The 12916-nt window shown below is 35.0% G+C and carries 8 protein-coding genes and 1 pseudogene; 3 read left to right on the forward strand and 6 right to left on the reverse strand.

Annotated features, from left to right (window positions below):
• Both FD33_RS04630 and FD33_RS04635 read left to right on the forward strand, forming a co-directional pair.
• Positions 1-1961, forward strand: a 1961-nt coding sequence (locus tag FD33_RS04630) for an Ig-like domain-containing protein (protein ID WP_056955796.1), incomplete at its 5' end; no start/stop codon positions are given.
• Positions 1962-2224: 263 nt separating this feature from the next.
• Positions 2225-4078, forward strand: coding sequence for a hypothetical protein (locus FD33_RS04635; protein WP_148299186.1), 1854 nt, complete (start codon positions 2225-2227; stop codon positions 4076-4078).
• A gap of 425 nt (positions 4079-4503) precedes the next feature.
• Here FD33_RS04635 and FD33_RS04640 read toward each other — a convergent pair whose 3' ends face one another.
• The 6 genes and pseudogenes from FD33_RS04640 to FD33_RS04665 form a co-directional block, all read right to left on the reverse strand.
• Positions 4504-5247, reverse strand: coding sequence for a glycerophosphodiester phosphodiesterase family protein (locus FD33_RS04640; RefSeq protein ID WP_025085848.1), 744 nt, complete (start codon positions 5245-5247; stop codon positions 4504-4506).
• A gap of 273 nt (positions 5248-5520) precedes the next feature.
• Positions 5521-6681 (reverse strand): N-acetylglucosamine-6-phosphate deacetylase, encoded by a 1161-nt coding sequence (gene nagA, locus FD33_RS04645; protein ID WP_025085849.1) that lies wholly within the window; start codon positions 6679-6681, stop codon positions 5521-5523.
• Positions 6682-6773: 92 nt separating this feature from the next.
• Positions 6774-7664, reverse strand: coding sequence for a DNA/RNA non-specific endonuclease (locus tag FD33_RS04650; RefSeq protein WP_025085850.1), 891 nt, complete (start codon positions 7662-7664; stop codon positions 6774-6776).
• Between the two features lie 109 nt (positions 7665-7773).
• On the reverse strand, positions 7774-8685 hold the full coding sequence (locus FD33_RS04655) for an L-lactate dehydrogenase (RefSeq protein ID WP_056955797.1): 912 nt from the start codon (positions 8683-8685) through the stop codon (positions 7774-7776).
• Between the two features lie 153 nt (positions 8686-8838).
• On the reverse strand, positions 8839-9894 hold the full coding sequence (locus FD33_RS04660) for a D-alanine--D-alanine ligase family protein (protein WP_025085851.1): 1056 nt from the start codon (positions 9892-9894) through the stop codon (positions 8839-8841).
• Positions 9895-10419: 525 nt separating this feature from the next.
• Positions 10420-11748, reverse strand: a pseudogene (locus FD33_RS04665) (PTS sugar transporter subunit IIC).
• A gap of 176 nt (positions 11749-11924) precedes the next feature.
• Here FD33_RS04665 and FD33_RS04670 point away from each other — a divergent pair.
• Positions 11925-12848, forward strand: a complete 924-nt coding sequence (locus tag FD33_RS04670) for a DUF1002 domain-containing protein (protein ID WP_373887547.1) — start codon at positions 11925-11927, stop codon at positions 12846-12848.
• The last annotated feature ends 68 nt before the right edge of the window (positions 12849-12916 follow it).

The following is a 12916-nucleotide window of genomic DNA, read 5'->3' on the forward strand; positions in this document are numbered from 1 at the left end:
ATGGTCTAACTGTTAACTTGAACCGCCATCAACTTGATTTGACGAACAGCCTTTTTATCATGCCTATTTTTATGATTAGCTTAACCATTATCACAACGGAACATCAAAGTCAGGCTGAAGAAGAAACAGTTGTGACCCCCAAATATACTCCTACTAAAGATCCCACTAAATTCATTGGAATATGGCTAACTAGTGGTTACTCCTTGCAACCGAAAGAAAACTACTATACTACTGTTAATAATTCAGTGACTATTAAGACCAATACAGGACGTTCTGTTTGGACGTTATTAACCGGAATTTTTGATTCTGCAAGTTATCAATGGTGGGAGTCAACTGACGGTAAAACTTGGTCAAAAATCAGTAAATCTAATGGTGGTCAAAAGAAAAATTTGGTAGTTACACCAAAAGAGACTGGTTCCATTTGGTACCAACTAGACACCCAATATGCCTTTTTGGGTATCAACAAGAAACATCTTTATTCTAAAGTTGGAGCCATTCATGCCCTACCCGAACCAGTCAATGCAACCAAAGTGGAGGTCTCTGTTGACGATGATTATCTCTATAACACTAGTGACAATCTTTCCAACACAACTTATGCCCATGCTACACCGACTCCAGCTAATGCTACTGGTACAGTTGATTGGTCTGTTGACGATGAGTCCCTGGCTACAGTCGACAGTGAAGGTCTCGTTACGGCTAACAACCAAGACAAAACTGGTACAGTTCATGTTATTGCTACAATGACAAACCCTGATGGAACCAAGTTTCAAGGCTCCGCCCCTGTTGAAATCGGTGGTGGTCTAGAAGATAAAACCGTTAAATCAGGCGAAACAGCCACCTTTACTTTGAAAGGTAATACTGGTGGTGATGGAGACGATGAGGAAAACAACGGATCCGTAACAATCGACTGGTATCGTTATGATCCAAATACTGGGCAAAGAACAAAGGTTGAATCTAATGGTGGCACTAGCTATACCACTCCTGATACAACTTATGCCGATAACGGTTCCTTTTATCAAGCCGTTATAACTTTAAAAGTTAACTTAATTACTAAAACAATCACTACCAACAAAGCTAAATTGACGGTTATTCCTTCTGGAGACCCCGATATTGAACTCACTAATCAACTTACTAATCAAACTTTTACCACCAAAGATAATGATGAGCATAATCTTTACGATGTAGTAAACAGTGATAATATTGTTTACCACGATACCCTCAAAAATAATAGTAACGACGGTCTTTTGAAAAATGGTTTCTACGTAATTCCGATGCACACAGGTACGACAATCAATAGTATTAAAGTAAATGATCAAAAATTAGACGACGATAAATTCTCAATTATTCATAATGATGAAGACGATACCGATGATCTTGTAATTGAATTGGATACCTTAAATATACAAGAAGTCGCAACTATTGATGTCGATACAACAGTTAAAAATGCCACTCAAAAAGAGTCACGTTCTTATATCCCTTATATTTATGGAACCAATAATGATGACAATGTTTATCGTAAAGATGGCGCTGTCGAAACTATCAGTTACACTACTAATAGTCTAGATGCCAATATTAAGGATATCGACTTTGGCACTATCAAGGCTTTTAGCAAAGGTACCTTGCAACATCGTCCTAGTGCGATGAACTCACCTAACAATATTATTGATACTAGTGATCAAAGACGTGATAAAGGTGGACTAAAGGTCTTCGTTTCACAATTAAATGAATTCACAGATGATAATTCTGAAGTGCTACCGGTCAGTTTAAGATATTATGATAATGGCAATTATACTGAAGTTTTGAATAATAAAGTTCAAATATCGCAATCAGATATCGGTCAAGAATTATCCTCAATCGGTTGGAATAAAGACGATGGTTTGCTATTACACGTGAATGATGATCATCTAAAAGCCGGCAAATACAGTACTACCTTAACTTGGTACTTCGAAAACAGCTTATAAATATTAAATAATAAAAAAGCACGGAAAAAATTCCGTGTTTTTTTTATGTCAAAATATAAATATTTTTAATCAATATTTAGTACTAAAAACTTGTAAAAAATGTCTTTATTAAAAATCCAACATTATATACAATGAGTTGTGGTCTAAAATTACTAAGGAGAAAAACTGTGATACTTTATACGAACTTGAAAATTAAATTGTTAATCAGTTTCATTATAATTTTCACAACTGCTTTTTTCCAAATTACAAATGAGCAAACTATAGTGGCCGAAATTGAAGAAGAGAATCCTCCATATAAATATGAACCTAGTCCCGATCCCAAGAGAATCTTAGGCATAATTAGTGTCAGCGGTTATACCGAACAACCCAACAGCAATTACTATATTACACTTGGTGAAAATCTCCATATTAAAACGGAAGTTGAAAGAACTCCTTGGTCTAATTTTTTACTGGCATCTCGTTACCATTGGTGGCAATCAACTGATGGCACAACTTGGACTGAAGTTGAAAAAAAATTCAATGGTAATTCCTCGCTTAACCTGACCCCTACCAAATTAGGGCGTACATATTATCAACTAAGTACTTCTTATGTCCTTCCTTTTCCACATGTAATTGGAAGTGTTTTTTACTCTAAAGTAGCAACTGTCGATGTTTCTCCTCAACCTATACCTGCTAAGAACGTTAAAGTTCATACCCGAGCTGATTATTTATTCAATATCGATAGTAATATCACTCGTAGTGCTACTTTTGCTTATTCAACTTCTACCCCTTTTAACACTACAGAATCGACAAAATGGTCCGTCGATAAACCTGAGCTGGCAACCGTCGATGATGATGGACACGTCTTTGCTAATACAAGAGGAAAATCAGGTATTGTCAAAGTGATTGCGACTATTAACAATAAAGATAGTACCGTTGTTTCTGATTCTAAAGAAATCACTATTGGCAATGGATTGATAGATAGAGCAATTCCTGAAGGAAAAAAAGCCCGTTTTGAAATTCAGGGATTAAAGGATGACGAACGGGAGGATGAGTTAAGCAATATTACTATCAATTGGTATAAACAGATTAATTCACAACAAATGGAATTAGTTAAATCAAAGTCAAACCCTACCTTTAACGACATTTTTTATGAGACCCAGCGAGTTCATCCTGAAGATGATAACAGTAAATATTATGCCCAAATTGTTGTCAAACAGGCAAAGGGTAATGATGATAGTGTTCTTATTGGACCAGCTACTTTAAAAGTTCTACCACCTAATGATCCTAAAGTTGAAATCTCATCAACTATAACTAACGTAACATTTGATACGAATAATACTGAAACCCAGTTAAACGACGTAACTAATGGTGACTGGATAAATTATTCCGTTAACTTATATAATAATAGCCGGCGTGCTATCCATGATTCTTATATCACTTTGCCACTACATTGGGATACACAAATTGAAAGTATCAAGATCGGCAGTACCGAGATATCTAATTCCGATTATTCTATAAGTACCAACGAAAAGAATCAAATACTAAAAATCAATCTAAATAATTTAGATATGCACCAAGAGAAATCTCTTTTCATCGCTACTACCGTCAAGAACATTAATGATCGTGAATCATTCAATTCACAAATTGAATTTCATGGACTAGATCCAGATTCTGATAAATATGCCAGTCAAGGTGATAAGCTGAATATCAACTATATCAATAATCAATTAACAGCTTCCATCAAGGAATTACATTTTGAACCAATTACCCTTTTCAATCACAATAATTTAAAGTATCGTATCTCTGCCAACAATGATCCTAACGAAGTAGTTTCAATCAATGATCAGAGACGTAAACGTCGTCCTTTGAAGCTTTATTTGAAACAAGCAACCAATTTCATAAATAAGGACAACAGTTTAATCGAGCTCCCTGCTAATCTGCGTTATTACAATGGTAAATCTTTTACATCACTAACTAATAAAACTCTTATTGGCGAAACGACATACGGACAAGTATTCAACTCTATCAAATGGCACAAGGACCAGGGACCGCTTTTGCACATGAATAGCAATAACCCTATTCCTGGAAATTATTCTTCACAGCTTACTTGGCAATTTGAAGATAGTATTACTTAAAAGATTATACGAAAGGTATGAAATACATTGCTTATCTTGGATTAGTTTGCATTCTGTTTATACTTAACAGTAAGAGAAATATAAACGTAGAAGCAGTATTTATATTTCTCGAAGCCTCACAATGTGAGCTTACACTTACCAAAACATCACCGATTTAAAAATATCGTAATCAAGGTAAATGTAATCGAATGGGATAGTAATAAAAAATGGGTCGAAATGGAGATGACACAAAATCAAATATGCAAGAGATTTTGTAATATCCAAAAATGATATGTAATAAACCAAGTGTTTTAAGTAAGTTCTTTACCCTTCTAAGAACTGCAGAATTGTCATTTATTATGATGAATCCTCTGAAACAACAATTTAGTCTAGACAAAAAGGTCTCGTAGAAGTTAAAAGCACTAACTTCTACGAGACTATTTTTATTATTCTTCTAAAAAGCTCATTCTATCTGCAATGTTAGTAATTATTCCATCAACACCCCATTTGAGCAATGTTTGAGCACGATTAATATCATCGATTGTCCAAGCGTTAATTTCATAACCATAATCTTTCATTTGTTTAACTTTAGCTTCGGTTAGTGAAGAACCATCTGGATGAACGATTTTGGCATGGCAAGCTTGCATAACCAGATTCCAATCATCACCAAGTGTTGCTCGACTGAATAGAACAGCGTATTTTAAATCTGGTCTTAACTTATACATTTTTTCCAACATAATTGGATTAAAACTAGAAATAATTAATTCAACATGCTCATCCAATCGATCTAATGATTCAACAAATTTTTCAACTAATTTATCAGCTAAGTAATTAGCGTTGTCCCCTACAACACCTTTTAACTCGATATTGGCATTAATCTTGTGGATGTTAAGAAAATCAATTAATTGGTCCAAAGTTGGTATCTTTTCACCGCGAAACTTCTCGGCAAACCAATACCCAGCATCAGCACTAGCTACTGTTTCACTATCAACAGTCTCAATTGATCCAGATTGATTTGTCGTTCTGTTCAATTTGTCATCATGGATGACAAAGATTTTTTCATCTTTAGTGATACTTAAATCAGTCTCGATCCATTTAACATCATGATTTACCACCTCATTGAATGAGGCCATAGTATTTTCAGGTGCTAACGTTGGTATTCCTCTATGAGCAATAATTTTTTTATTCATAGTAATCCTCCCGATATGTAGAGTATACAACAGCCATGCAAGGGACTAAAAAACCGAGGTATCTTGTTGGTTTGCCTCGGCTTTTTGTTTTGGTTCTATTATTTGGTTTTTCCTATTTGGAATAACCAATGTTCTTAATCTTTATAGTAGAAACGAGCTACACAAGGGCAACTCCTTCCGGTTAAGTCAACTATCTCTGCCGGCGCTTCGCCACCGACTGGGATAGTGGCGTTAATCCTCGGGAGCTGACCGCCCTTGTTCCGCTCTCTATCTTTAGGCCTTATATCTTGATACACCGTCAAGGTATGTTTCTGATAATGTCATATCATCATCAAGTACGATGAAATCAGCATCTCTACCGTCAGCGATAATACCACACTTGTCAGCAACCTTTGAACTCTTAGCAGCTGTGTAACTTGCCATTTCTACAGCTTCTTCGTCTGTAGCAATGTTCCAGTCAACAACATTCTTGATAGCTTCGTTCAACATCAAGATTGAACCGGCTAAATTGTGTGTTTCATCTTTTAATCTGGCTGTTCCATTAGCAACAACAACTGGTAATTCACCAAGTACGTAGTCACCATCTGGCATTAAACCAGCACGCATACAATCAGTAATTAGGGCAACGTGTTCTGCACCCTTCTTTTCGATAACAATTCTTGCTGCGAATGGGTTGACATGATGTCCATCACAAATCAATTCATCATCAACTAAGTGCATTGAAAGTGCTGCACCAACCATACCTGGTAATCGGTGATTCAAACCACTCATACCATTATATGTATGTGTAAATCCTGTAGCACCTGCTTCAACACAAGCCTTAGCTTGTTCAAATGTAGCATCACTGTGTCCAAGATATACAGCAACGTTATCTGAAGCAACAGCTTTAGTGAATTCAACTGAACCTTTTCTTTCAGGAGCAATAGAGATCTTCTTGATCATACCGTGAGCAGCTTCTTGCCAATCTTCAAATTCTTCGGCATCTGGATCTCTGAAGTACTTAGGATTTTGTGCACCCTTGTGTTTTTCTGTGTAGAAGGGACCTTCAAAGTGAATACCTTGAATCTTAGCACCAGTAGCTTTCTTGTAATTATCACCAATTGTTTGGCAAATATGTTTTAGTTGGTCATGTGATGCTGTCAAAGTTGTTGGCAACCATGATGTAACACCAGCCTTTAATAGACCTTCTGACATTTCATTCAATTTTTCAAAATCGTCATCCATAACATCATGACCTACAAGACCATGGATATGTGTGTCAACTAGACCTGGAGCGATAAACTTGTCTGAATAATCAACAACTTTACCTTCCGGTTTTTCTTCGTCAGCATGATAGAATTTACCGAACTTACCGTCATCAGTAACTTCTAGATAGCCGCCATTTTCAGTAGTGTTTTTTAAAAAGAACTTCTTAGCATGAATATAATATGACATTATCGAATCTCCTTACTAATTTTGACGTTTTCATTATACCATTGTTTACTGGTCTATACCACAGAAGAAAGACAAATATATCTCCTATTTGTCTAGTGATAATAGTGACGATATTTCTTATAATGTCTGTAATTTTTATGTCTATTATTATAATGCTTATTTTGATAATTATTAGCAACTCCAGGCACTGTGAAAGTCCCATCCACAGTTGACCGTCCTGTCGCATAATCAAAAACAATATTATTCTGAATATTCCACAAATATCGGTTAATTTTCAAACTACCATCGGTCGACAATGCCTGTACCCAAACGCCCCGAGCCATTAGTTCATTACCTCGAAAAATTGGAGTTACTTGATAAATAATTTTTTTATTCTGTGCTAATTTATTACGAACCATTTGTTCAATTTCAGTCATTGTTTTTTGATTTGAAAATTCCGTTTGTGTGAAAAGATTGTAGGGATTATCAATACTACCTAGCTGACCCTGTTGCGTTTGACCGGATTTATTTAAATTGAAAGTCATTGTATAAGCAATTAAATGACCTCTATTTTGTGGAATAACACGTGTCCCGTTGACCGTTTTGGGTTCGTTATGCCAACCAGTCGGGCGCCATGTCTGTTCAGTTCTCGTATTAGATTTACCCAAATTATTACGCGTTAAATACGCTGTTGCCGTTTTAGTTCGATTCAAATTGTCTAATCCACCATAGTCTATATGTGCTTGATCAAAATCATTAGCTTGAATCGTAGTTGGTCGATCATTGTTCAAAATCTTAACTGCTTTATCACCAGATGCATACGTCCAATTACTGATTTCTTTTGCCGTAACATTTCCAGTGGAATCAGAACTAGATTTATCCACATTAGAATTTTTGTTAGCCGTTGTTTCCTGATTATCAACCTGTTTAGAACTGGTATCTGCATTCGTTGAACAGCCAGTCAAAAGCAGTGGTAAAAGTAACAGCAGTAAACCTTTTTTCATAGTTTGTCCCCTTAACAATTTTTTGCAAACCTTATTATATCAATATATGTAAATTATCCCGCCAAAATAAAAAGAGTGCGACATTTTGTCTACACTCTTTCTGCATAATTTATTTTAAATTTTTTTTGATATAGTCGGCGGAATATTGAAGCTTATCTAATTCATCTTGAGGAAGATCCAATTGCAATTGTTTTTCAATTCCATCACGACCAACAATAGCTGGATATGATAGGTAAACGCCATATTCTTCACGATAGTTAGATACAGGGAGTTCGATATTAGCATCATTTAAAATTGCTAACGAAAGTCTTACTGCTGCAGTTGATACACCATAGTTAGTATATCCTTTGCCATCAAAGACTGTGAAACCACCCATTCTTACATCTTCATTAATTTGATCCAAATCAAGACCATTTTTCTCAGCTAATTCTTTAACTGGCTGATCCATAACTTTTACCGTTGACCAAGCTGTAAACTGTGAGTTGCCGTGTTCTCCCAAGTTATATCCTGAAACAGATCTAGGATCAACATCAAAGGCTTTACCAACAGCACGTTTCATTCTAGCTGAATCAAGCAATGTGCCAGTACCAATTACACGTTCTTTAGGAAAATCAAGAATTTGTTGATACATTGATGTCATGACATCATTAGGGTTACTAATTACAACCATGACTCCATGAAATTTAGTTTGTTTAATCTTGTTAGCTACGTCTGTTACAGAGTCACCGGTTGGCTTCAATTCTCCAAAACGATTTGGATGTTCTCCGCCAATTAATTTGATGTGTCCAACGGCTGAAATAATAATATCGGCATCATCCAATTGAGAATAATCATTTACGTAAATATTAGTATGAGTTGGTAGATTAGCCATGGCATCTTCAAAGTCTAAAGCATCAGCTTTAACTTTTTTCTCATTCTTATCGATCAATACTAAGTCATCAACAAAGCCACCTGCAACAATATAATGTGCACATGCGGCACCAACATTTCCCATTCCAATAATTCCAATTTTTCTTGTCATGAAACGTACCTCGCAATCAAATTTTTAAAGAATAGTTCACACGACAATTATACCTTATATTTGTAATCGTTTTAACAAGTCTACAAATCTATCTAACAACAGAAAAAGACTACCTCCGAATTTAGGAGATAGTCTTTAGTTTAAAATTCGTTATTATTTTCTTTCTTCGTAGTACTTAACTTTACTCTTAATGATTCTCTCACAAAGATCGGCATATGAAATACCAGCAGCTTCAGCTTCTCTTGGCATTAATGACAATGGTGTCATACCTGGTAAAGTATTAGCTTCCATGACATACAATTGACCGTCACGTAATAAGAAGTCAACACGACCGTAGTTACTCATACCTAAGGCTTCAAAAGTTTTCTTAGTCAATGCTTGCATATTTTTATGAATCTTATCATCCAAATTGTCTGGAGGAGTAATAAAATGAGTCACATTGTTAGCTTGGAACTTATGTTGGAAATCATACCAACCTGTATCAACAGTAACTTCGACAGCTGGAAGAACCAAACCATCAACGATAGCAACTGAGAATTCGCGTCCCTTGATATACTCTTCAATTAGAACTTCATCATCAAATCTCAAAGCATCAGCAACTGAATCTCTTAATTCAGTAGCATTGTTAACAATATGTGTACCAACACTTGAACCACCGTTAGAAGGTTTTACTACCATTGGATAGTTGAAAGGAATATCCTCTGATAAAATTTTAGCAGTCTTAGTTGTTGTGTATTGAGCAGTTGGAATATTATCTTGTACAAAAATTTCTTTAGAATATTTCTTGTCCATAGCAAGTCCAGAAGCTAATGAACCACTACCTGTATACTTGATATCAAAGACATCAAAGACAGCTTGCATCTTACCATTTTCGCCATCTTCACCGTGAAGTCCCATGTAGACAATATCGGCATGACGACAAATGTTAAGAACATTTCTACCTAATAGACCTTTAGTTCCGTCAGTTCTTAAAGCATTGATCTTTTCATCTGTAAGAACTTCATCATCAATAACTAATTTGCTTTCATTTTCAGGTTCTGTTGTGAAGAGATCATCAATTTTATCCTCTTCAATATCCTTACCTAAGAATGAATCAACGTAAGCTACTTCATAACCTTTACTACGTAGTGCGTTGGTGATTTTAACTCCGGAAGATAAAGAAACATTTCTTTCTGTACTTCTTCCACCTGAAAGAACGACAATTTTCATTGTGTTTCACCTAATCCTTTTTATTTAATTATACTTACTTAAGCGTATTCCTAGAACCTACAGAATAGCATAAACTAGCGGCAAAAGCCATTTTAATTATCAAATAAATAAGAAAAAATTCCATTGACTTGTGAAAGCTTTTTTCTTTAACGAATGTACTTTTTCAGTAACCATTATAAATATAATAATACTAGTTGACATGTTATTACTTTATAGTTGTTTTAGATGTCTTATCTTGTTAATATATTAGTGAAGCAAGGTAAAGAAAAAGACCACTTAAAAAGTGGCCCTTAATCAGTGTCCTTGTCTAATAACAATATTACATATTATTTAGAGTCGGACATTGCCGTGTCCGACTTTTTTGTTTGAATTATTTCTTCAGTTCTTTGATAATTTCTAGTAAAACTACTAGAATCAAAAAAATGGAAATCAATTAATGCTAAAAAGAACGATAATCAGCCTCCTCTGACTGATTATCGTTCTTTTTAATTTGATGACATATACAGATTATTTTTCAACAATCTTTTAATCTGTAGAAGTCTTTTCTTTAGCAAGCATACCTTTTTCAGCAACTTTGAAGAATGGATAATACATTGCTCCGGCTAAGACTAACTCGACAGCTGACCAAACAGCAGCACGCCAATCCCAACCAGTTGCCATTAGTGGTCCGATAATTGGAGGCATTGTCCAAGGTACCATCGCTACTGGCGCATTCATTAATCCTAAATGAATCAAAAGATAACTACCTGTAGCTAAAATCAATGGAATTACGATAAATGGAATCATCGTCAAAGGATTCATAACAATAGGAAATCCGAAAATAACAGGTTCATTGATTTCAAACAAAGCACCTGGAAATGCTACTCGTCCAAGATCACGATAAGTCTTACTCTTTGAGAATAACATCAAAACAACCAAAGTAATTGTGGCACCAGTACCACCAACGTTAACCATCAAACTAGAAAATCCAGCAGCTGTGGCATAAGGAAGTGGTTGATGATGTGCAAAAGCCGTTCCATTAGCAGCTAAAAATTGTAAGAAAATTGGATCAGCGATTCCCTCTAAAGTCATATCACCATGAATACCACAAACCCAAAGCAAACTTACTAGGAATGTGTAAACCAAAATACCTGGCAAAGTATTCATCGCGAATAGTAATGGATGGAAAATTGATTGAATAACCAAATTAATATCAATATGTAGTGGCATACGGATAAATCAGAATAGAACTAAGATAACAAAACCTGGTAATAATGAAACAAATGAATTCGAGACAGCTGTTGGTACGCCATCAGGTAATTTGATAATAATATTTTTCTTAATAAAGAAGTTAAAAATTGTAACTGATATCATAGCAGTAATAATTGCGGTAAATAACCCAGATGATGAAAAATTATTAGTATCTAATTTGAACTTATCATTAAATGAAACGATGACAAAAGCCATAGTTGAAAGTCCCGCGCCGGAAATAGGATCAACTCCTAATTCCTTAGATAACTCATATCCAATCCCAATTGCAGCTAATAATGAAATAATTCCAAATGATCCATTAACGGCCACACCAATCATATTCATATATGGTTTGATGAAATTAGCCCATGCAGTAATTGGTATGTTACCAACAATTAGGAATACACTACCACTGATAATAGCTGGTAATGTCAAGACTAACCCGTTACGTATGGATACTAAATATTTGTTGTTTCCGACTTTTGACATCGGTGGCAAGATTTTATTTTGAAGCCAATCCATAAAGTTTTTCAAAAGCCTGTACCCCTCTTTCTGCCGTAAAATAGTTTTACAACATAGAAAGTATATTCTTGTAAGCGCTATTATTAAATAGGTATATACCATTTTTACTAAATCATTGACATTTTGTCAAAAAATCATTCATTTTTATTAATTTATTCGTCAATATATTAATATATTCATACAAGTATTCAAAAAAATTTTCCATCTTCTCGAATTCTTCATACATATTTGGTTTAATATGATTTAAGGAGGATAAAACCTTGAAAAAGTTAAATATCATTTTATTAGGACTAGTTTCTTTAATCACAGTTGGAATTTTCTCAACTCAGACTGTCAAAGCGGACGATCTAAGTGATCAACCCGTAATGACATTAGGAACTTCATTAACATCAAGTCAACGTCAAGGAACAATTGACGCCCTTTCTTCACAAGTCAGTGGAGACTACAAGACTATTACCGTTACCGGTGATACTCTAGTGAAATATCTCAACCCTAGTGGCAGTAGTTTCACAAGTAGTAGTGGTGTTTGGTCATCGGCCTTGATTCAAAAGACTTCATCCGGTTCTGGTATTAATGTCAAAATCGTTGATTATAATGGGAAGAACAATATTACTACCATTACAGCCGACCAATATCGTAATGCTGCCGTAACTGCCGGTATCAGCGATGCTAACATCTATGTAACATCAGCTACACCAATTGATGGTTCTGGTGCTTTAGCCGGAATCTACGCAGCTTATGCCAATAGTGGCGATACTTTGAATCAAAGCCAAGTTAACGCTGCGCAAAAAGAAATGAATGTTTTAAGTAATATTACCGATGCGAATAAGGGTACTGATGGATATTCTGATAAACAATTGAACAATGCCGTTGCTGGTATGAAATCTGATTTGGCAAATAAAGGCGATAATATCACCGTTAACCAAATCACAACAATTGTTAATAACAACTTGCAAAAGAATAATCTTCAAAATATCATCAACAACAATCAAAAACAACAAATCATTAACTTGATGGTACAAATCAGAGATTCTGGTGCTTTGAAGAATTCAAACTTCAAACAACAAGCTCAAAAATTAAGTAGCGATATCATGAGTAAAGCTAAAAATATTTTCAATAACTTAAATACTCAGGAGAATCGTAACTTCTTACAAAGAATTTGGGACAGTATCGTTTCATTCTTCAGTGGTTTATTTAAATAATCTGTAATACACAAAGAGGCTGTGACAAAACAGTCTCTTTATCTTAAAAGTTCGATGCGAATTTGAAA

It is taken from the genome of Companilactobacillus paralimentarius DSM 13238 = JCM 10415 (assembly GCF_001434985.1).
GTDB lineage: Bacteria > Bacillota > Bacilli > Lactobacillales > Lactobacillaceae > Companilactobacillus > Companilactobacillus paralimentarius.